This is a genomic window from Longicatena caecimuris (genome assembly GCF_004341945.1).
GTDB classification, from domain to species: Bacteria; Bacillota_I; Bacilli_A; order Erysipelotrichales; family Erysipelotrichaceae; genus Longicatena; species Longicatena caecimuris.
Window position 1 is genome coordinate 1 of record NZ_SMBP01000031.1, and the last position, 22150, is coordinate 22150.

25 protein-coding genes are annotated in these 22150 nt (G+C 37.6%); 4 read left to right on the forward strand and 21 right to left on the reverse strand.

Annotated features, from left to right (window positions below):
* Positions 1–183: 183 nt before the first annotated feature.
* From EDD61_RS12995 to EDD61_RS13005, 4 genes are all read right to left on the reverse strand, one after another.
* Positions 184–1410, reverse strand: coding sequence for a peptidase U32 family protein (locus EDD61_RS12995; protein WP_008689294.1), 1227 nt, complete (start codon positions 1408–1410; stop codon positions 184–186).
* 167 nt (positions 1411–1577) lie between these two features.
* Positions 1578–2072, reverse strand: coding sequence for an InlB B-repeat-containing protein (locus EDD61_RS14130; protein WP_119983221.1), 495 nt, complete (start codon positions 2070–2072; stop codon positions 1578–1580).
* Positions 2073–2097: 25 nt separating this feature from the next.
* Positions 2098–2226 carry a hypothetical protein gene (locus EDD61_RS14185; protein ID WP_257524879.1) on the reverse strand — a complete coding sequence of 43 codons (129 nt, stop codon included), beginning with the start codon at positions 2224–2226 and terminating at the stop codon, positions 2098–2100.
* 154 nt (positions 2227–2380) lie between these two features.
* On the reverse strand, positions 2381–3280 hold the full coding sequence (locus tag EDD61_RS13005) for a peptidase U32 family protein (RefSeq protein ID WP_119983220.1): 900 nt from the start codon (positions 3278–3280) through the stop codon (positions 2381–2383).
* A 171-nt stretch (positions 3281–3451) separates the two neighbouring features.
* Here EDD61_RS13005 and EDD61_RS13010 point away from each other — a divergent pair, with 171 nt between their 5' ends.
* Positions 3452–5356: a sensor domain-containing diguanylate cyclase gene (locus tag EDD61_RS13010; RefSeq protein ID WP_132225739.1), complete on the forward strand. Its 1905-nt coding sequence runs from the start codon at positions 3452–3454 to the stop codon at positions 5354–5356.
* Between the two features lie 109 nt (positions 5357–5465).
* Here EDD61_RS13010 and EDD61_RS13015 read toward each other — a convergent pair whose 3' ends face one another.
* From EDD61_RS13015 to EDD61_RS13870, 16 genes are all read right to left on the reverse strand, one after another.
* The gene (locus EDD61_RS13015; protein ID WP_119983218.1) at positions 5466–5690 is read right to left on the reverse strand and encodes a hypothetical protein; all 225 of its coding nucleotides are present in this window, start codon (positions 5688–5690) and stop codon (positions 5466–5468) included.
* A gap of 261 nt (positions 5691–5951) precedes the next feature.
* Positions 5952–6515 carry a hypothetical protein gene (locus EDD61_RS13020; RefSeq protein WP_132225741.1) on the reverse strand — a complete coding sequence of 188 codons (564 nt, stop codon included), beginning with the start codon at positions 6513–6515 and terminating at the stop codon, positions 5952–5954.
* Positions 6509–7237: a hypothetical protein gene (locus EDD61_RS13025; protein ID WP_132225743.1), complete on the reverse strand. Its 729-nt coding sequence runs from the start codon at positions 7235–7237 to the stop codon at positions 6509–6511. The genes EDD61_RS13020 and EDD61_RS13025 overlap by 7 nt, the downstream gene beginning before the upstream one ends.
* A gap of 8 nt (positions 7238–7245) precedes the next feature.
* The gene (locus EDD61_RS13030; RefSeq protein WP_132225745.1) at positions 7246–7437 is read right to left on the reverse strand and encodes a hypothetical protein; all 192 of its coding nucleotides are present in this window, start codon (positions 7435–7437) and stop codon (positions 7246–7248) included.
* A gap of 9 nt (positions 7438–7446) precedes the next feature.
* Positions 7447–7803, reverse strand: coding sequence for a hypothetical protein (locus EDD61_RS13035; RefSeq protein WP_132225747.1), 357 nt, complete (start codon positions 7801–7803; stop codon positions 7447–7449).
* Positions 7804–7878: 75 nt separating this feature from the next.
* Positions 7879–8733 (reverse strand): hypothetical protein, encoded by an 855-nt coding sequence (locus tag EDD61_RS13040; RefSeq protein WP_132225749.1) that lies wholly within the window; start codon positions 8731–8733, stop codon positions 7879–7881.
* The gene (locus EDD61_RS13045) at positions 8720–9592 is read right to left on the reverse strand and encodes an ABC transporter ATP-binding protein (RefSeq protein WP_132225751.1); all 873 of its coding nucleotides are present in this window, start codon (positions 9590–9592) and stop codon (positions 8720–8722) included. The genes EDD61_RS13040 and EDD61_RS13045 overlap by 14 nt, the downstream gene beginning before the upstream one ends.
* Positions 9593–9595: 3 nt before the next feature.
* Positions 9596–10771 carry a hypothetical protein gene (locus EDD61_RS13050; protein WP_132225753.1) on the reverse strand — a complete coding sequence of 392 codons (1176 nt, stop codon included), beginning with the start codon at positions 10769–10771 and terminating at the stop codon, positions 9596–9598.
* A 66-nt stretch (positions 10772–10837) separates the two neighbouring features.
* On the reverse strand, positions 10838–11056 hold the full coding sequence (locus EDD61_RS13055) for a hypothetical protein (RefSeq protein ID WP_132225755.1): 219 nt from the start codon (positions 11054–11056) through the stop codon (positions 10838–10840).
* A gap of 152 nt (positions 11057–11208) precedes the next feature.
* A complete protein-coding gene (locus EDD61_RS13060; RefSeq protein ID WP_132225757.1) occupies positions 11209–11940 on the reverse strand; it encodes an ABC transporter permease in 732 nt (243 codons plus the stop codon).
* On the reverse strand, positions 11940–12779 hold the full coding sequence (locus EDD61_RS13065; RefSeq protein WP_119983210.1) for an ABC transporter ATP-binding protein: 840 nt from the start codon (positions 12777–12779) through the stop codon (positions 11940–11942). The genes EDD61_RS13060 and EDD61_RS13065 overlap by 1 nt, the downstream gene beginning before the upstream one ends.
* Positions 12780–12917: 138 nt before the next feature.
* On the reverse strand, positions 12918–13787 hold the full coding sequence (locus EDD61_RS13070) for a YitT family protein (protein ID WP_119983209.1): 870 nt from the start codon (positions 13785–13787) through the stop codon (positions 12918–12920).
* Positions 13788–14155: 368 nt separating this feature from the next.
* Positions 14156–14785 (reverse strand): polymer-forming cytoskeletal protein, encoded by a 630-nt coding sequence (locus EDD61_RS13075; protein ID WP_020990977.1) that lies wholly within the window; start codon positions 14783–14785, stop codon positions 14156–14158.
* Positions 14763–15107 carry a LiaF transmembrane domain-containing protein gene (locus EDD61_RS13080; protein WP_008689315.1) on the reverse strand — a complete coding sequence of 115 codons (345 nt, stop codon included), beginning with the start codon at positions 15105–15107 and terminating at the stop codon, positions 14763–14765. The genes EDD61_RS13075 and EDD61_RS13080 overlap by 23 nt, the downstream gene beginning before the upstream one ends.
* Positions 15104–15775, reverse strand: a complete 672-nt coding sequence (locus EDD61_RS13085; RefSeq protein WP_132225759.1) for a DUF4004 family protein — start codon at positions 15773–15775, stop codon at positions 15104–15106. Before EDD61_RS13085 ends, EDD61_RS13080 begins: the two co-directional genes overlap by 4 nt.
* Entirely contained in the window at positions 15748–15897 is a 150-nt protein-coding gene (locus EDD61_RS13870; protein WP_020990978.1) for a hypothetical protein, read from the reverse strand. Before EDD61_RS13870 ends, EDD61_RS13085 begins: the two co-directional genes overlap by 28 nt.
* Before the next feature lie 226 nt (positions 15898–16123).
* On the opposite strand from EDD61_RS13870, the gene EDD61_RS13090 reads away from it, so the two are divergent.
* Genes EDD61_RS13090 through EDD61_RS14190 form a run of 3 tightly spaced genes read left to right on the forward strand, consistent with a single transcriptional unit; the run spans position 16124 to position 20938 of the window.
* On the forward strand, positions 16124–16693 hold the full coding sequence (locus EDD61_RS13090; protein WP_008689320.1) for a TetR/AcrR family transcriptional regulator: 570 nt from the start codon (positions 16124–16126) through the stop codon (positions 16691–16693).
* Between the two features lie 11 nt (positions 16694–16704).
* Positions 16705–19635, forward strand: coding sequence for an acyl-CoA dehydratase activase-related protein (locus EDD61_RS13095; RefSeq protein WP_132225761.1), 2931 nt, complete (start codon positions 16705–16707; stop codon positions 19633–19635).
* A gap of 4 nt (positions 19636–19639) precedes the next feature.
* Complete coding sequence (locus EDD61_RS14190; protein WP_132225763.1) at positions 19640–20938, forward strand: 2-hydroxyacyl-CoA dehydratase; 1299 nt, start codon at positions 19640–19642, stop codon at positions 20936–20938.
* 104 nt (positions 20939–21042) lie between these two features.
* Here the strand turns inward: EDD61_RS14190 and EDD61_RS13105 are convergent, their stop codons facing one another.
* Complete coding sequence (locus EDD61_RS13105) at positions 21043–21939, reverse strand: RES domain-containing protein (RefSeq protein WP_132225765.1); 897 nt, start codon at positions 21937–21939, stop codon at positions 21043–21045.
* Positions 21940–22150: the final 211 nt, after the last annotated feature.

Consider the following 22150-nt stretch of genomic DNA (forward strand, 5'->3'; position numbering starts at 1 on the left):
TTATCTTACCAATAAACAAATAAAAATGATGCATACTCGTTAGCTATAATTTCGAGTTTACACCATTTTTTTACTTTTAACTTCTAAAGACAGGTCTTATGTTAGGAATAGGCGTTTATTTTATCCAGTCATTAAATAACTAAAAAAATCAGCTTCTTTAGGTAAGAAACTGATCTTGATTGCTTAATATATGGCACTGCGATCCTTTTTCATCACTTTTCGTATCATCGCATCTTTTTCCATTACGCAAGGCACCTTTGCTGTAATAATTTGCATGGGTGTTTTTGCCACTTCCATTGCCTTTCCATCTTTATCATACAGCTCTGCAAACGTAAAGCGAGTAGTGGTAATGTGGGGACCGAATACTTCGGCTTCGATAAAAGGCTTAAAATTATTTCTTACTTCCAAGGTCGCAATTTGGGTATCGGCATCATAAGCCAAGACATACGCAATGAATTCCTGTGTGACACCGGCTCCATTGACCCCATAGAGTTGTGCTTGCGGTAAAGGTTGTCCTTCATAAAAGCCTATCGCAGTTGGGCGGTTTTCTGCTTTTGCTAATTCCTGATAATACCACAACAGACGTTCTTCGCTTAAGTTTCCCTTTTCATATACTTCATCGATTAATAGACGATAGGTTTTAATCAACGTCGCAATATAATAAGCACTCTTCATACGTCCTTCTATTTTCAAGCTAGCAATTCCTGCCTGTATGAGATCCGGAATAAAACGAGCTGCCATCAAATCCTTGCTGGACATCGAAAACAAATCCTGCTCATCATGCAGTGGGCGCTCTTTTTCATATAAGCGATATTTCCAGCGACAGCTTTGGGCACAGCCACCGCGATTGGCGTCTCTGCCTGTCATATTGTTGCTTAACACACATCGCCCGGAGTACGAAATACACATGCCGCCATGTATGAACACTTCTAGTGGCACTTGTGCATGTTTAGCTGTTTCTTGAATTTCCTTTAACGTCAATTCACGTGCTAATACCACACGATCCATTCCTTTGCGTTTCCAGTAATTGGCTGCACTGGCGTTGGTGGAGGAATGTTGTGTTGATACATGTACTTCCAGTTTTGGTGCATATTGCTTGGCACACATCATGATGGTAGGTGATGCGGCAATGATCGCAGTGACACCAATACGTTCTAATTCCATGAGGTATTCCTTTAAACCTTCCATATCCTCTTCATGGGGCAGCATATTCACCGTCACATGTACATGGGCACCATGAGCCTGGGCAAATTTTACACCCTCTGCGATATCCGCAAGATCAAAATTACTGGCACGCGAACGCAAAGAAAACTGCTTCCCACCTAAGTAAACGGCATCTGCGCCATATAAGACTGCTATTTTTAAACGCTCTAAATCACCGGCTGGTGCGAGCAGTTCTATTTTCTTCATAGGGATTCCTCCTTACATACTACATTTAAGCTCTACCATTATAATATAAAGATGACGTACATGAAAGTAGATTCCCCATTTTTTCTTCGGTTTGAGCAAAACCATAGAAAAGAAAGTGATAATCGCGTATACATCATTTTCTTTTCTGTTTTCTTATGTTGATACTTTTACTTTTTTATACTGATTGCTTTTACACTGCTATAGCTGCCATACACTTTTGCTTTCGTAGAATCATATTTATAAGCTCTGACCTTTACATAATAGGTCTTTTTCGTTTTTAAACCTGTCAGCGTTTTCGTTAAAGCACTCGTATACATACTTTTTACATTAGATTTAAAGCGTTTATCGGTTGTATACGTAATTTGATAGCCACTTGCCTGAGCTACTTTACACAGTTTGACCTGCATCTTTTTCCCTTTTAGATTGGTTAAACTTGGCGTGCTTGCTTTCCCAACGCTTATTTCCGCCCATTTCGCATAGCGTTTAATATTACCTTTCGATTTTGTGGTGACTTTCGGATATTTCTTACGACAAGCTGCATCACGATACCATCCCACAAAGCTATAACCATTTTTTGTCGGATTTTTCAGCGTAATGTTCTGATTATAATAAACACTTGGATTTTTACTATTATTTTTCCCACCATTGAGATAATACGTAATCTTATATCAAACATATACGTTACATTTATACACCATGCCATTGCTTGCTTTGGCCGTTATGATGGCACTTCCACCATTCGGTAATCGAATCAGGTAAGGTGATGGATTCTAAAGTATCAAAAGAGGCAAATAACTCACGTGGCAAACATTTCATGCCTTCCTCTATCGTTACTTTATTATTCCAGAATCACTCAATAAACATAAAACTGAATGTAAAAAATGACTGTTTACATGTCAAAACACACAAAAAAAGCATCTTAATAAATCATGAATTAAGATGCCCTATATCGTCTTTCTTTATGCCGTTTTTAGCCCTCTTTGACCTTACTCGTCTTGGTATAATAAAAACCGTGTGTCACATGATCCTTCTCATACTTCTTTGCATAAGCAGCAAAAACCTCTTTTGCATCCTTTTCCTTATTCAGAATGGCATGATAAAGATCCAAAGCTTCTAACACATAAGCGATATCATGAAACATACCATCAATGCGGAAATGGCGAATCCCGCTCTGTAACAACTCCTGTATTTCTTCAAAGCTGGCAAGCGTAAAACCGGTAAACACATGTGTTCCTGTTTCATCTTCCACAATGGGCATATGCTCATCACGATTTTCTTCCATCAGATATAAGTCATAATTATCCCGCACTTGCTCATTTTTCCCTATAAAAGACATATAACTGCTTAATAAGTTACGTTTACTATGCATCATATTCAAACGACCATGGAGAATAACCTCGCATTCACCATCTGTAAGTCGACCTATTTCACACATTTCCTGTAAGGTGATTTCCTTAGATATGGTGACCATTTGAATACCTTCATCTAAATAATACTGCACATCGCTGTGATTTGTGATCAACGTATCCGGATTGTAAATGAGCTTTTGCTTTAAGCCGAAATGTTCTGCCTCTAGCAATACGCACTCGTCACCATAATAAATACCATCCACATCTATTTCCTTCAACAAATGTAAATGCTCACGTAAAGCCGCTAATTCTTCTTCCACAAAAAAACGATTTACTGCCACATACATGCGTAAGGAAAGTCGTTCACATTCTTTCTTAATTGCATGTAATTCCTCCACCGGAAAAGCATGCACGCAGCGAACAGAAAAAAATGGTGTACCAATTAGGACACTATCTGCACCATGCGCTTTAACTTTTGCTAAATCCTCGAATGTAAAAGGTGTTACAATAAAATCAGGCATAGAATCCATCCTCTCTAACCAAGCTTTATTATAATATAAGTACGCATTGAAAGAAAGGATAATGTTTTCTCATAAGATAATTCTGTTAAATAAAATCAAAAAGATTGCGATATTTTTTAAAATGAAAAGAAAATGAGCGTATAATAATGAAAAAGAGTTAAGAGGGCACTTATGAAAAAACATATACTTGTCAAAACAAATATATTTATCTGTATTATCATTATCATCGGTTACTTGATTACTTCCTTTGTCAGCTATAACAGTAATCATACCATGCTAAAAAAGGATATTGAACATATTTCGGATCTAAGTAGTGAAAGCATCTATCACAAAATAGATTCACTGTTTACAAAACCTATTAATATCTCCTTAACCATGGCCAATGATACCTTTTTAATACAGCATATGAAAAATGAAAATACGCTTACAGATGATGCCAGCTTTGTAAAAGCAATCACAGATTATCTGCATGCCTATAAAGTGAAATATGATTTTGATTCCGTCTTTTTAGTATCTACCAAAACAAAACGCTATTATCACTTTAATGGTATTGATCGTACCCTTACCAAAGATAATCCGGAAAACACCTGGTATTATGAATTTCTAAACAGCAAAGATGATTACAGCATTAATATTGATAATGATGAAGCGAAGAAGAATGAAATTACTGTCTTTATCAATTGTAAGCTAAAAGATGACAATAAGCATACGATTGGCGTTGTTGGCGTTGGTTTTCGCATCGAACATCTGCAAGAGATGTTGAAACAATATGAGAAAAAATTTAATGTGAAAGCTTTTTTGATTGATGCTGATGGCACCATTCAACTTTCTACAAATATTTCCGGCTATCAAAAGCAAAAGTTAGCACAGAATAAACGTTACGAAAATCTCTTACCAAAATTAATGAAAGAAGAGGAAAAGAGTATTTCTTTCTGGTATAGTGAAAAACCTTATAGCGGTTATCTCATCCGGCAACCTTTGAATACGATCCAATGGCAATTGTTGATAGATCGAGATACGGCACAATTAGAGCATTCCATGCATCAGCAGTTAGGTATTGGCTTTGCCATCATCTTGATCGTTATTATTCTTGTCTTAGGTGTTATTACTTATATCGTACGCAAATATAACAATAAGTTGATTCATTTAACTCTAGAAACCGAAATGAAACATCAATCCATCTTCCAGCAGCAAACCGAACAGATATATGAAAACATTTATGAAATTGATGTGACCCATAACTGCGCTGCCAGTGAAGCAACCGAAGACTATTTTTATAGCCAAGGCATTCCGCGAAAGACGCCTTATGATGAATCGTTAAAGCTCATTGCTGAAAAACAAATCAAACAAGAATTTAGGGCAGGCTATTTGGCAATCTTTGATCCTGCACATATCTTACAGCTATTTGAAGAAGGTATTACGTCTACGCAATATGATTTTATGATCAATAACGAGGATGATAACAATTACTATTGGATGCGTATAACCGTTAAAATCTTCTATTGGGATGATGACCAATCCATTCGTATGTTTGTCTATCGCCAAAACATTGATGAAGAAAAACGCAAAGAGCTCTTCATGAAGAAAAAGATGGAAAGTGATTCTTTAACTTCCCTTTATAACAAAGCTGCTACACGTTCTTATATCCAACAGAAGCTAATGGAAAACAATAACCAATATTATGCTTTCTATATCTTAGATATTGATAATTTCAAAGATATCAATGATGCCTATGGGCATGCCGCAGGGGATGAAGTCATCGTTACTTTCGCTAATATCTTAAAAAATCAATTCACAAATGATGCGATTATCGGCCGTATCGGCGGTGATGAATTCGTCGCTTTACAAGCAGTTGCCTCCAAACAAGAAGCACAAGCCAAAGCAGAAGCCCTTGTAAACATCTATCATAGCGCCAAACGCCAAGGCTTATGCCATTACGCAATATCCACTAGCATTGGAGTAGCTGTGACAATACACAATCTGGATAACTTCGATTCGCTGTATCACAATGCGGATAAAGCGTTATATGAAGCAAAAGAAAACGGTAAGAATCAGTATCGTATGTATGAAAAATAAACATTGAAGCAAAAGTTAAAAGAAGATTGCCTGCTATTTGATAAGAAATCAAAAGCATTGGCAATCTTCTTTTGTTATCACATATGTATGCGCTTTTCTGAAGATTCATTTATTTCTTGATACGCGTTAATGTCTGATCCTCATTTTGAACAAAATAGCCTTGATCTGCCTTAACATAGAAAGGCTTCTTCGTTTCTACTACTGTTTTTTCGTCTAAATCGATCCAAAGACTTCCTGTGTAGCGCTTATCCTTGATCAACCGAATTTCCATCATAGCAAAGCTGGTGGTATTTACACTGCCTACTTGATATCCCTTAGGCAGCTTCACTTGCATGAGCTTGTCTGCTTTATGTGTTACAGGATCTATGGTATAAATTGTAGATGTTTTAGTATCAAAATCGTAATAATGATCCTCTACTAAAAAGGAATTTTTTTATTTATACGTATCTTCTATCAATTTCAATTTGTTATCTTTCTCCAAAGTATAAAGTGCGCCCACGCTGTTTTTCTGCTTCCCATCTATTCGCATAATCGCCGCTTTATCTTGTAAAGTACCCATAAAGCGATTGGCAATCGCTTTTTTCCCGGGTATTTTTTAACTGCTTCCATCTTTAAGATTGAAAACATAACTGCTGTAATTATACGCATACTGCAACTGATTGCCTTTCTCATCCACTTCAAATGTATTTAAGGTATAATAGAAAGAATCTTGAAAAAACATGGCACTCTCAATTATGGAATTTTTTGCGAACTTCAGCACTTCTTTTCGTTCACTGCCATCCAATTTACTGCTGCAAAGATACGCAATTCCGAAGCTTGGTTCCTCATATATCAGATATAAGGTATCACCAAAAGGAATAGGATCACAGCTAAGAGCGATTTCCTTATCTTTGTAATAGGATAGTTTAAAGGCATCACAATCCGCATTATCGTGATTGCAGTTAACCTTGCTGCATAATGGCACATCTACATCATTTTTAAAATCATAGAAGTATACGCTTTGATATTGAGTTGTTCGCACATTATGATAGATACCCTCTTCTCCAACACCCAGAAAAGCAAAAACCGCTGCTTTGGTTCCTGATGAAACATCATCATGTGAACTGCATGCACATACTACACAAACACTGACAATACCTAGTAATAATTTTTTTAGCATGGTTTTTTTCTCCTTTTCATAACTAGCAAACATCCTATGAAACAAAGCACAACACCTAGTGCATACCATGGATGCATCCATGGAAAGAATAGAACATACATCCAAGCAAAGCTTTGAAACATGGTTTTCACAAATAGACACGGTAATGCAAGCACACAGAGCAAACATGCTGCCAATGCTTTGTTATGCTGTGTTTTCTTAAAGAGATATAGCAGCAAGTATAGCAAGCATAGCAAAACCACCAATTGCCACAAGATTTGAAGGATAAGCAAGATGTTCAATGGAAAAGATAGATGGGATGCATAGTATTGTGGTATATCGCAGAACAAGGTACCCATATCCATGTGCGGAAACAACCAATGCTGCTGATAAGCGATACGTAAGATGACCATTCCATATACAAACAGGCAGCCGGCAAGTACACTAAACATTTTCTTGCGATGGATGGTTTTATAATGATAGCCGCATAATTGCTGCATCTTTTTAAATTGATATTGCTCCTCACATTCATAGCTTTTCATAGCTAGCAAGATCAGCATCGTCATGTACAAAAATAGTAAAGTTTTGAAAAATTCATGGTTATCAAACAAAAAGCGTATTTCATTTTCTTTTATTAATTTATGCTTTACCGGTTCCATCTGGAGCTGTTCAACTTTTTCTTTATAGTAACGAAACCCCTCTTCAATACGCAAAGCGTTGAAGATTTCTTCTTTTTTCTGCACATCCGTTTCTAGCTGAAACTTTTACGCAAGGATGCCAAGCGCTTTTCTTCTTTATCCATTTTTTTCAATAAGGTAGGAGTAACTTCATTTCCTAATTTATCAATGTAATAATTATATTGCGCATCTTCCAATGTTGAAAAAGTATCTGATGTAGGGAAAAGCATCATCATCAGAAAAAGACTAATTCCAACGATTAGCAAGCCTCCATCTTACAACCAAAGTTTTTTGGATTCATATACCCATAATGGATTAATGTTGTGTTTTTGCTTATAAAATTTCCAAACATGTTTTTCATGAATACCCTTTTTACGATATCCGCGATAACCTAGATAACCAAACAACACGCTGAAACATGCGATTCCTACATAGATCCAGTTATAATATAGCGCTTGATCAAAAACGCGTAGATATTGCACCTGTATCCATGCATCCTGTACATGCAATAGCTGCATGGGATGTAAACTGACAAACCATTGCGCAGAATCCGCAAAGATAGCGGAAAGTCCCCAGCCGATACCTCCGATTCCAAGCATAATGGCAATGGCAAGCAGATCATTGCGTACCATAAAGTACATACCATAAAACATGATGATAAACAGAAGACAGACAAAGCTTTTGAACGCCAAAGTAAGTAGTAAAAATTACAGAATGGAGTAAGCTTTTGTGATGCGCATGCAGAAAGGAATACTTTGTATGCAAGCAGAAAGATCAACAAAACCATATAACAGACTTTCTTGTATCCATAAGGTAAACGATGTTAAGAAGATAAAGAATGAACAGGTGAACCAAAGGGCTACGATCTTTATCATATAGTATGCCAATCGGCCATGCTTTGTCAGCTGCATATAAGATAGCTGTTGGTGCTCTTCTTCACGAACAACATATTCATAAAACAGAAATACCAAGAAGAGCAATAAGGCAATGTCCAAATACGATTGCGAAAGCAACTGTTCAATGCCATAGCTTCCTTTGATTGAGGCAGGCATCGTAATGTTTAACGTTTCATAAGCATCCATGGTCTTAACCGCACGTTGTCCAACAAAAGGATCCTCTTTCTTCTGAAAAATGGAAACTTTATGATTCAACGCATATTGTTTTTTGATGCCTTTGCGAAAGCGATCATAACCAATACGGTTTTGTTCCTCTTTTTCAACCTGTTTTAGCACTTGGCGAGAGAAGAAAACTTCGTTTTTTTGCTTTTGGATAGCTTCCATCCAGGCAAGTCCATAAGTATCTGTGTAATAGGATACATCTGCCTGCGTATCATTTACACGCAAATGATATTCACTTTTATCAAAGGATTCCTTTAGAAAAGCCATGCGATCTTGTGTTGGCAGTTGATCCAAGCGCTCATGCAGCTGTTTATATTCGCTGGCTGTCCATTCTTGTTGTAATGACTGATAGCCACTAAACAAATGAACGCCGATCAACAAGACGACCATACAAATCAAAATGCGCCGATTTGTAAAGATTTTCTTTAACTCAAAGTACAGCATATTTTTCACCAAATAAATGAAGATAAACATCATTGATATTCGCTGTTACAACTTCACCTTCTAATGTGTCATCGAGATCTAACACTCTTGCGATGAGCTGTTCATGCTCATAACGTATGGAACTGATGGCATATTGCTGCTTAAAGGATTGATATTCCTCCATTGTCGTTTTCACTTCTTTTACTTTACCATCGAGCAGTTTAACTAGTGCTAACCGTGATCCCTGTTCAATCAGAACACCCTTTTTCAAAATGAGAAACTGATCCGCAATGAATTCTACATCACTTACCACATGGGTAGCTATGAGAATCATCTTATCTTTACTTACTTCCATCAACAGTTTCTGTACTAAAATACGTTTCAATGGATCTAACTCTGCCGTTGGCTCGTCTAATATTAAAATCTTAGGATCATGCAACAAGGCTGCACAAAGCATCGCTCTTTGCTTCATTCCTCCGGAATACGCTCGTATCTTTTTATCCAAAGCATCCGTTAGCTCTACTTTCTTGGTTACTTCCTCAATACGCTGATGAAGGAATGATTTCGGCATTCCCCGCATAACTCCCATATAACTCAAAAAATTAAAAAGTGTAAAGTCCTCATACATACAAGGTGTTTGCGGCATATAGCCCAATTGCTGTAAATATGCATTTTCACATGTGCTGATTTCTTTATCTTCCCAAAGCAGGGTTCCTGTAGTCTTCTCTAACAATGTGCACAAGATATTCATCAAGGTTGATTTCCCTGAACCGTTTGGCCCTAATAACGCATAAATGCCATGTGTTAACGTAAAGTTAACATCTTGTAATGCCCATTGTTCTCCATATTGCTTTCCACAATTGCGAACTTCTAATTTCATATGTTATCCCTCGTGCTCTAGTTGTTGTTGCAGTTGCGCTATGACCTTTGCCGCTTTTGCATCTTGTAACTGTTTCTTAAGCTTATCCACTCTTTGCATTACTTCCTTTGTAGACGTTAACTGATAATTGTCAAAATAATCATCCATATAAACAAAAATATTAGCTTCGTTAATGATCTTATTGAATTCATCAATTTTTGTAAGCATGTCATCTAGCATAACGTTGGTAATCACAAATTGCTTCATGGTTGCTTCTTTATCCAAAGCAAATACCAGTTCTTTTTTCTTAGCATTCTCATTGACCGATGGGTAGGCAAGCAAATTATTTCCCATTGTTCCAAAATAATCAGAAGTGGCATGAAGATCACCATCTTGCACTTTTCCATCCTTCATTTGCGGTTTATCTCCATAAATGAGTAAATTCGATAATGTGGCATCTGTTTGTATGGATGCCAGTAAATCAAATGCTTCATCCTTATGCTTGCTATCCTTCAATATGCCAAATCCATGTGTTACATAAGGAATTTTTAATTCTCCAGCTAATTCCACATAGGTATCATTCATACGCTGCGGTGCATACATAATCATCTCTTTTGGTTTATAAGAGGTATGATATTTAAATAAGATGGCATCTTTGCTAATAAGATCCTCCCGTTTCCCCTCATCCATATGTTTTCCGCTATAGCCTTTCATGCTCATTTCACTTAATAAATTATATAACTTTAAGAATGCCGGTTCTTCATAAGGATTGATAACTTTTTTATCCAAACGACGCACATAGAAAGGTGTATTCGGTATTTTCTGATACTTTTCAAACATGAAATCTTCAATCCTGCTTGAAAAATCGTCCGTCAACAAGTAGTCATCCTTCTGCTTGTAATGGGTATTCCAATAGGCCAGTAATTTCATTGTATCTCCACGTACCGCATCGATTTCTTGTTTGTGGTTTTGGTAGTATTGCTTCTCAATTAAAATATAACTTTGTTGAATAGGATATTTAGGACTTACTACTTTATAAGCTTTCCCTTGAAACAAATTTGCTGTATACGTATGCTCAGGAATTTCTTTACGTACTTGTTTTCCTAATGGTGTATCCATGTAGGTATCTAAACAGATAAATGCATCATGCCAATAGCTTTGATAATCCAGTATATCTGCATGCGCATCATGTTTTTTCACTTCTTCGAATACCTTTTGCTGATTTTTCAAATTGTCAAATTGTACTGGATATACACGTACATCTACCTAATAAGGTTTTTTCAACTCTTTTAAATATGCATTCACCGCATCAATGCGTGCATCCTTGATGGATGTGTATGGCTCTTGCTCATGGGGAATCCATACCTCATCATTTGCCACATACCAAATATAAATTCCTTTTCTTTCGAGCTGCACGCACTCATTAAGACCAGTCCGAAACATAGCATGAACTGCATCATTTTCTTTTTCATAGGCTTCCCTCATCGATGAGTTTCTTGACCTCATCCTATTCATGTATCCGTTTTCATTATAGACTATCTTTTTGGCGTAATCGCAGATTTTAGATTTATTTAATAAAAAGATAATAATTATAAAGAAATAAAAAAAAACTTCTAATTATTAGAAGTTCGCTTTCGTTAATTATCAAATCCTTTTCGACGATACATCATGGCAAATGTCACAACACCTAAGAGAATCCAGACAAGAATAATTCCAAAATCCAGCAAATGTTCCTGACTTAAGATGCTCATACCATTCATTGCATCATTAATAATTGCCATCATTCTGGTTGTCGGTACGATACTGGCAATCTTATCAATCACTTCATTCATATTCTGAAACATCGGTGGTATCAAAAACAGAATCATCAATGGTGTTGATAAGGTACTGGTAGACATCTGATCCTTCGACAGCAATCCGACCACCGAACCAAACAACAGCATGGAAATGGAAGTCACTGTCGTTACCAGAAGAAACATCGGCAAATAAGAAAGCTGCGTTGCCGTGATAAAGAAGATCACGATTGTGATGAGTTCCATTAAGACAAGTACGGAAATAATCTTGCTAAAAATATATTCAAGCGCTGATACATCACTCAGCATCAAGACACGCAAGGTATTTTTTTCTTTTTCTTCTGCTACCATCATTGCCAAGCCGGTAAGAGGAATAGCGGAAAGATTCAATAATTCACATAAAGTTAAAACAAAGTTACGCGGCATGCCTGCTTCTTTAACATCCCCAAATATGGTCTGATATAACACAGCAAAGCCAATCGGTAATAAGATCATGATCAGCATATTCTTATTCGTAAACATTAAACGAAAGTCTTTTTTGATAAGCACAGCTAATGTATGCATTCGCAGTTTCATTATAATTCCCTCCCTGTCACATCAAGAAAAATTGTTTTCAGATCAGGCTCTACCGAATTTATACGCAAAATATTGCCTTGTATTGTTGCCAATGTTTTCATCAGACTTGCTGTATCTTTTGTCGTATGGTATTTATTGCCTTTATCATCCAAAATGACAACTTCATTTTTGGCATATTTTAATTTTAATTCATCCGGACTTCCCATTTCTTTGATTTCCCCTTCATTTAAAAAAGCCACACGATGACATAATAAATCGGCCTCACTCATATTATGAGTCGTTAAGAAAATCGTCGTACCTTGGCGATTTAATTCAAAGATCATCTCATATACAGCCTCACTGCTGGCAGGGTCTAAAGCACTGGCAGGTTCATCTAAAAATAAGATCTTAGGTTTATGCAAAATGGCACGTGAAAATAATAAGCGTTGCTTCATCCCTTTTGACAAATGCTCAACCTTTTTCTTCTTAGCTTCATACAATCCTGTCTTCTGCAAAACCTCATCGATATACGATGTTGAAATTTTCTTCAGATCAGCAAAAATCTTTAGATTTTCATACACCGTTAATTTTTCATATAAACCACTATTATCAGATAAGACACCGATATTTTGATATAATTCATCCTGCAATTCATCCACCGGTTTCCCTAAGATCAAAAACGTTCCATGATCTGGCTTCAACTGATTTGTTAACAGCTTGATCGTTGTTGTTTTACCGGCTCCACTTGGACCCAGAAAACCGAAGATTTCTCCCTCTTTGATTGAGAAACTGACATCTTTTAAAGCTTTTGTCTCTTTAAAAGAAATTGCTCCATGACGTACTTCTACGATTGTATTCATATCACTCACTCCCTTGTATATCCCTTTAAGTATACACGAAATAACCTCATCATTGCAATTTGACGCTTTGCCATAAAGTCGACAATTGTTTATCCTCTATTGTATTTGCCATATCATACTTGCCTTTATAACAGGGGATCACAAACGCTTTTCAAAATTACCGCTCACTGTAGGGCCCTCATTAAAAATCACAAAGGCATTCGGATCAAAAGAGGCAACAATGCGGCGAATCTGATGTTCTTCGTATTTATTAATCACCGTCACAAGGATGCGTGTCTGTGTTTTCGTATAAGCTCCGGCACCATCCCAATAGGTTACACCTCTTCCTGTTTCTTTCATGATGGCTTCTTGAATTTCCTGATTCTTAGTAAAAATCATCGCTGTCATATTAATATTTTGATAATGTGTGCGATCCAACACTAAAGAAAAGCAGGTCATATATAAAATAGAATAGATAGCCGTAGGCACATCAAAAAGGAAAGCACATAACAGATAGACAAAAGCATTGACTATGATCGATAGTTTCCCCACACTGAAATTGGCAAATTTTCGCGTAAAATAAACACCTAAGATATCCAGTCCTCCTCCACTGCCACCACTACGCAGCGCAATACCAATACCAAAACCACAGATGATGCCCCCTATCAAACAGCTGGCAAGCACATCGTCTAGGATAGGTGTTTCCGGTATAAAGATAAGACTAAAAGCAAGTGTTTGCGCAATGACACAGAAAAGCGTCTTCACAAAGAACTTTCGAGAAATGCTGCGATATGCCAAAATAAATAATGGTAAGTTCATCAAGAAATTGATGATACCGGCAACATCAAAGTTGGCAGGCAATGGGATATGCGCATATTGAATCATAATCGTTCGCATGATCTGGGCAATACCGATCACTCCGCCACTATATAAATTTAAAGGTACGATGAATAAGTTAACACCCGCTGCGAAAATAAAGCCTCCCGCAATGACCATCAATATTTTATAAGTTTCACTTTCTTTTTTCATATATAAAACCCTCACTCGTTATCATCAGCATTATAGCATAGAAGAGGTTTTTATGGGAATGTTTCCTGCTTCGATGCAGCACTTTTCCAAATCGTACCTGCATGCTTGCGATATGACATACATCCTAGGTAGCAAAGATGTCTTCTATATCGCAGCTGTTTTATCAAATAATCCTTTCACATCAACTGTAGTTTATAACAACTTGCATCGATAAAGCGTTCTTCTTTCATTTCTCTATCCTTACCGCGACTTGCTTATTGATAAAATAAAATTTTTGATATTGATTAAAGACTTTTTTAAACATCCTATAAAAAAGAAAAGAATCCTTTGTTTGACCAAACGATAGGATTCCTTTGCATGAAACGTGTTTACATACTTTTTTGTATACAATCGCCTTCGATTTTCTTAATACGGCAAGTTGCATCATAGCGCAATGTACCATTGCAATGCACATAATCAACTACGCAGCCTCCCTGTAGAACAATATCCGTTGCGGAAATAGAATTTGCTCGAATATTACTTGCCCGCAATGTTGTACATTCAATCGTATTCGCATGATTCATTTTTCCCCAATTCTTGCCAAAGCCAAAGGCAAATACACCTAAAATGCCACTGGCAAAATTAATGACCACTTCATCACCAAACAGATCATTCAACACGGCACAGCCATTGATAATGACCTTATCTGCATTCACTTCTCCATCATTCTTTAACATGCCATCTACGCGTATATCATCTGCATAGACTTTGCCATTTTCTGACTTTACCATGCCATCGATATCCAACTTATTCACTCTGATATCTTTGGCAACCTTCAGCATTCCATTCACATCCATTTGCTCCGCCGTAATACTGCCCTCTGCATTGCAAGTGCCATCAATATCAATCATATGACATTTGATATTGCCGTTTATCTTTCCCATACCATCAATTTTGATACGATCATATTCTCCTTCGGTAATTGTTCCAAAGCCATCAATCCTTACATCCATACTCATACCATTTTGTCCTCCTTGCGAATAATAAATGTAACCCTGCACAGATACAGCCAACTGCTGCCACTAGGGGCACGCTTAAACGAAAATCAATCCAGTGATTCGCATCTGCCAGAAAATATACTCCTAAGCTTAATACCATCAGCATCATAAATTGAATACCGTATTTTAACAGACTGATGCAGGCAGGTAAGATCAGAAACAGGCTCCACCAGCCGGGGAAAAATAAGGTAAACTTCCACAGTTCAAATAACTCTCCTAAATAGCCTGCACCTACTGCAATCAACAACAATCCCCAGATAATATTTTTTGCATGCTTGCTCATGAAACGACCTCCTCATCAAAGGTAAACGCAAACGTTTCCTTATACTTTACTTTCATTTGTGAACTCAATTCCTGTAACGATACACTTTGCAAGATTTTCATACGCTCATCAAGCCAATACCAGACATCCTGATTGGTGGATGCTACAGGTTCCTGCAAAGCGAGCACGTAATGATCTTCTTGTATCTGCACAAGTAAGATTCGCCATTCATGTGAGTGGATATGCGTTATTGCATGGGCACTGGATTGAATCAATGCCATCCGCGTGTTATGGGAAAATGCATATTCCTGATTCCATTCACTGATGACCATCATCACCAAAATCTCATAGAAGGAAAAGCAATCCTTTTCCATTACATCCATAAACAGGGCGGCTACCTCAATATCAATTTCGCTAAATTCTTCCAGATCTTCTTCTGTAAACATGCGATTACTAACCTCAGGAGTCAGCATCTTCGCTAATTCTTCTAAAGAATATGTATCCTTCATCTGCTGAATTGCACGGATCCGCTTTAATATCCGTTCTTTCGGGAAATAGGTTTCCTGTCCTGTGGGACTAGGACGTTTCACAAACCAGCTTTCCGGTATCAGACCTTCGCGTTTCCAACGATATAGCTGTCCATAAGAAATACCGGTTTCTTTTAATAAATCTTTTTTTGAAATCTCCATAGTCGTTTCACCTTCTTCTCATTGTCATTTTGTAATACTCCAGATGATATTGCTCGTTTAACAAATGCACCTTTTTGATCGATAGATTTTCGGCATACATTTGCTTGTTGCATTTCATACATATCAGCCACCTCTCTGCTGTTAGTGTAACATTGTTTTATTACACTTATATATTAACAAAACATTGTTACGTTGTAAAGAAAAAAAACATAAATTATTAAAATTTATGCGAAAACGTTTTCATAAACTTACCGATATCACTCTCAGGTAAAAATTAAATCAAATCTATTGACCGGTGGTCACTAAAGGGGTAAACTAGTTACATGTATGAAAAAAGGAAGTGAATATATGGAAGAGTTAAACAAACGCAGCCGTATTCAAAATGCTGCAGTTGCCTTATTCAGCGAACAAGGCGTAGAGGCAACTAGTGTCAACGATATCGTGCGGCGTGCGAATGTCGCAAAAGGCACCTTTTACATATATTATAAAGATAAAAAAGAACTGATCTCCCAGATCCTGACTGAAAAACATGGCAAAGCTTTGAATGATTTGATGAATGCATCATATGAGAAAAGCCGTCAGGGTATGATGGATTGGCGCCATGCATTTGCCAATGAGCTAATTTCCTTTTATCGCCATAATCCAAAGATCTTAAAGATGATCCAAAAAAACATCACCTCCATCTTTGACTGTGATAAGCATCGAGAACAAGTCTTAGCCCATATCGAAAAGTTGGATGCTTTCTTACAATGCTTTCATCAGGAAAAAGAAAGTCGAAAAGATGCCATGAATCGCTTTATGCTGATGATGGAGATGATTGGCGTCATTAGTTTTCATGCCATCTTTTATGAGCAGCCTGATACGATGGATAGCGTAGAACCGGTACTGCTAAAAATGATTGAGCGCATGTATTTGTAAGGAGGATTTCCATGACATATAAATTAGGAATTGATGTAGGATCTACTACATTAAAAGCCGTTCTATTAAATGAACAAGATGAAATCATCTATAAAAGCTATGAACGCCATAAATCACGGGTACGTGAAATGAGCGTTGAGAAGATAGAAGAATTAAAACCGTTATTGCTTGGCCATAAAATTGCCATAGCCATTACCGGAAGCGCCGGTCTAGGGGTGGCAAGTGGAGCTCAGCTTCCTTTTGTCCAAGAGGTATTTGCGACAGCACAGGCGGTCAAGAAATATTATCCAACTACGGATGTAGTCGTTGAATTAGGTGGTGAGGATGCCAAGATTATCTTTCTAAAAGGCGCTTTAGAAGAACGAATGAACTCGACATGTGCGGGTGGTACCGGAGCGTTTATCGATCAAATGGCCTCCTTGTTAGATGTCGATTTGGAAACGATGGATCAACTATCGTTGCAATATACGACCCTATACCCAATTGCCTCACGTTGTGGTGTCTTTGCGAAAAGTGATGTTCAGCCTTTAATCAATCAAGGTGTTGAAAAAAGCAATTTAGCTGCCAGTATCTTTCAAGCAGTCGTTGATCAAAGTATTGCCGGATTGGCACAAGGCAGAAACATTGAAGGCAATGTTTTATTTCTGGGAGGACCTCTGCATTTTCTAAAAGGATTACAAAAGCGTTTTAAAGAAACCTTGCACCTTAATGAAGATGAGGCAAACTTCCCCGCTTTAGCACCTTATTTTGTGGCATTAGGAAGTGCAGTATATGCGGATAATGAGACAGTGCTCTATACGTATGAAGAGCTATTGCATAAGATGAAAACGATGGCACAACAAAAAGTCAAAAATGACGGTCTGCCTCCTTTATTTGCCAGTGAACAAGACTATCAAGAATTTGTCCAACGCCATGCCAATGCCCATGTAGATCGAAAAGATATTCATAAGTATCAAGGAAAGGCATGGTTGGGAATCGATTCTGGAAGTACGACGACCAAACTTGTCCTCATCGATGAAGAAGATAACATTCTGTACGAAAGCTATGCCAATAACCAAGGCAACCCGGTCGACGTTATTCAAAAAGAACTATTGCAGATTTATGACTTGATGGAAGATCGCATTACCATAAGTCATGCTGCCGTTACCGGCTATGGTGAAGAATTGATGAAACATGCCTTCCATTTGGATATCGGTGTTGTGGAAACCATGGCCCATTATCAGGCAGCGAAGCATTTTAATCCCAACGTTGATTTTATCATCGACATCGGTGGTCAGGATATGAAATGTTTCCGTATTAAAGACAATTCCATTGACGATATCTTATTAAACGAAGCTTGCAGCAGTGGCTGCGGCAGTTTCATTGAAACCTTTGCGAAGAGTATGGGGTATGAAATCAAAGAATTTGCTCGGATGGGATTGCATGGAAAGCATCCAGTTGACTTAGGTACACGCTGCACCGTTTTCATGAATTCCAGTGTTAAACAAGCACAGAAAAATGGTGCCAGCATGGAAGACATTTCCGCTGGCTTATGTATCAGCGTCGTAAAAAATGCATTGTATAAAGTTATTCGTGCAAAAAGTGCCGAAGAGATTGGAAAAGAAATCGTTGTACAAGGTGGCACCTTCTTAAACGATACCGTATTGCGCAGCTTTGAATTAGAACTAGGCCGTCATGTCATTCGTCCAGGCATTGCCCATCTGATGGGGGCTTATGGAGCTGCCTTACTCGCGAAACAAAAACATGCGAATACCTCCTCCATACTCGATAAAACCGCACTAGAAAACTTTACACATACCTCACAAGCCAGCAACTGCGGTTTATGTACCAACCACTGCAATCTGACCATAAATACATTTGCGGATGGCACTCGTCATATTGCCGGTAATAAGTGTGAACGTCCGATTATTGGTCGTGCCAATAAAGAAAAACTTCCTAATCTTTATGATTTCAAATATGAAGAACTATTAAAATGCAAAGGAATCAGCGGTGTTCGTGGAAAAATCGGGATTCCGCTTGTGTTAAACATGTATGACAACCTTCCCTTCTGGCATTCCTTCTTCACCAATTTAGGATTTGAGGTGGTCTTAAGTGATCGTTCTAGCAAAGCCTTATATGCGAAAGGACAGCATACGATATCCTCCGATACCATCTGCTATCCGGCAAAGCTAGTGCATGGACACATTCAATCCTTGATTGATAAAGGTATTGATACGATTTTCTATCCCTGCATGAGTTACAATGTAGATGAGCAGATGAGCGATAACCATTTCAACTGTCCAGTAGTTGCCTATTACCCTGAAGTCATTGAAGGCAATATGGATTTAGAAGGCATCACCTTCCTTTACCCTTATGTTTACTTGGAAGATCGTCATACTTTTGAAACAAAAATCTTTGAATACTTCCGCTCACAGGATATGGATATCACTTATAAAGAAATCACGGCAGCTGCTTCTCATGCGTATGTTGCCTATGAAGAATTTAAACAAAAGATCCAACAGGAAGGTGCCAGAGCTTTAGCTTTTGCGAAAACACATCATCGTAAAACGATCGTATTAGCGGGACGTCCTTATCATGTCGATCCGCAGATCAATCATGGCATTCATCGTTTGTTAAGCAATTTGGGATTTGTCGTCGTTAGCGAAGACAGTATTCCAAAACAATCACAACGCCCAAGTATCCATGTCTTAAACCAATGGACCTTCCATGCCCGCATGTATAATGCGGCACAGTTTGTGACGACCCAAAATGATATGGAACTCATTCAACTCGTCAGCTTTGGCTGTGGCATCGATGCGATTACCGCAGATGAAGTAAAAGATATCTTACGTCGTCACAATAAATTATATACACAGATCAAGATTGATGAAGTTGATAATCTTGGCGCCGTGAAGATTCGCTGCCGTTCCTTATTGGCGGCAATGGAAGAAAGGGAGGGATAAATTCATGAACCGTGTAGAATTTACCAAAGAAATGAAGAAGACACATAAAATCCTTGTGCCCATGATGCTGCCGATACATTTTCAATTTTTACAAAACATCTTTCGCCAAAATGGCTATCAGATTGAGTTGTTACAGACCAAAGGACAACAAATCATTGATGAAGGATTGAAAAATGTGCATAACGATACTTGCTATCCGGCATTGTTGGTCATCGGTCAAATGATCGATGCCTTAAAATCAGGTAACTACGATACCGATCACATTGCTTTGGCCATTACCCAAACCGGCGGTGGCTGCCGTGCCTCTAACTATATCCATTTGCTGCGAAAGGCACTAAAACAAGCTGGCTTTGGCCATGTCCCTGTCATTTCCGTTAATTTTTCCAAGTTAGAAAAAAATAGTGGATTCAAATTGACAGGCAGTATGTTACTAAGACTATTATATGGTTTTCTATATGGAGATATGCTTATGTGGATAAAAAATCAATGTAAACCATATGAACGGCATGCCGGAGCAAGTGATGCACTTGTCCAAAAATGGATCAACAATATCAGTGAACAATTTAATTCCCTTTCCTTTTTGAAGCTTCATCACAATTATAAAATAATGTTAGAGGATTTTGCGGCTATTAAACGTGAGAATACACCGAAAATTCAGGTAGGTATTGTCGGAGAAATCTATATGAAATATGCCCCTCTAGGTAATAATGAATTAGAAGATTTCTTGATCAAGGAAGGCTGTGAACCAGTCGTATCCGGTGTTCTTGATTTTGGTTTATATTGCCTGGAAAATACGCTCATTGACCATGAATATTATAATCGCAGCCGCAAAAGTTATCGCTTTGTTGCTATGGCCAGTCGTTATATTCAGCATTTACAGATGAAAGCCATCAAAGCCATTCGTCAACAAGGTGTCTTCCGTGAACCCGATACCTTTCAAGAAGTTATGGAAAGCAGCGAAGGCATCATTAACCGTGGCACTAAGATGGGAGAAGGCTGGCTGTTAACAAGTGAGATGGTTGCCTTAATCAAAAGTAATGTTTCTAATATCGTTTGTTGTCAGCCATTTGGCTGTCTGCCAAATCATATCGTTGCCAAAGGCATGACACGTAAAATCAAAAATATCTATCCAAACGCCAATATCGTCGCCGTTGATTACGACCCAAGCGCGACACGTGTAAATCAGGAAAATCGTTTAAAATTAATGTTGAGCAATGCGCGTTTAACGGCTCGCTTTGCCCAGGCCGAAGAAGAAAAAAGGGCAGCTGCCAAACAACAGGCATATGCATATGAGACACGATAAAAAACATTGTATTTTATAAGAATATGCACATATAAAATGAAAAAGAAGTCAAAACCAGATCAAATCACAGGTGATGACTTCTTTTTATGTAGAAATGCATACTGTTATACTTTTTGTTTTTCCTTCTTTACAACTGTAATCTGAAAACTATGCATGAGTTCCTCATCATATGCTTGTCCCAAATTTTGAAACGTTGGCAAAAAAACATAATTCAAGCGTTGTTCATAAGGCAATTCTTTGGCTTTACCAGATGCATAACAGATACCTTTGATATCGGTCTTTCTATTATAAACGGCAGCTGTTAACAACTGTGATATGACATAATTGCTCTTAAAGGCATGCTTTTCATTATCCTTTGCCCATATGGATAAGGCGTATTTTAATGGCATGGTACATAAAAAGGCAAACAATTGTTCATGCGAATATCTTCTTTTTTCCATCTGTGGATAGGATACACTCACATCCAATAAAGAAAATGCTTTTAAAGGACGGAATTCACCATAGGATATATTGGTTTTTCCCAATTCCTTATACATACAAGGAAGACTGCCAGCCAGATATAAACAAGGTATCCCTGTGATTGAATAGCGCTGATTCTGAATCAAATAGCGTTTTGTAAAAGGGATATGATAAAAATCTTGACAATCAAGCAGTGGCATTAAAGATACTCTTCCTCGATATAATACATTTGGAAGCTGCTGTATACAATCAAACATCATCTCATATGTTTGATGATGAAAGGAACACTGCAACATATTTTGCATCTGAGAAGAAGCTGTATTCATCCTTCCCTTTAAATAATTACGCCAAATATCATTAATTTTATTACGTAACTTATATAAATATGTATATTCTTCCACAGTTAAAATATCGGCCTTTTTTATAAGATGTAAGAAACGCAATGTTTTTTGTAAATAAGTACTACGTACCTCATGATCATGTTCAACCATCGTCTCAAGTGGCAGCTGTTCTGCCAGCTTTTGCAATAATAAAGTTTCCATCATAACCCCCTAAGCCTTTCGTAAGTTCTAGTTCATTATATAACAATTCATAATAAAATGAGTAGAAATTATAGTAGAATGTTGCTTTCCCTTATTTTCTTCTCGATAACGTTTACTTCCCGTCTTTAGAAGTTAGCACCATGTTTCTTTAGGAGCAAAAAAACAAATGTTAATCAGAGCCCGTATTTATGCGGGTTTTTATGTGCGAAAA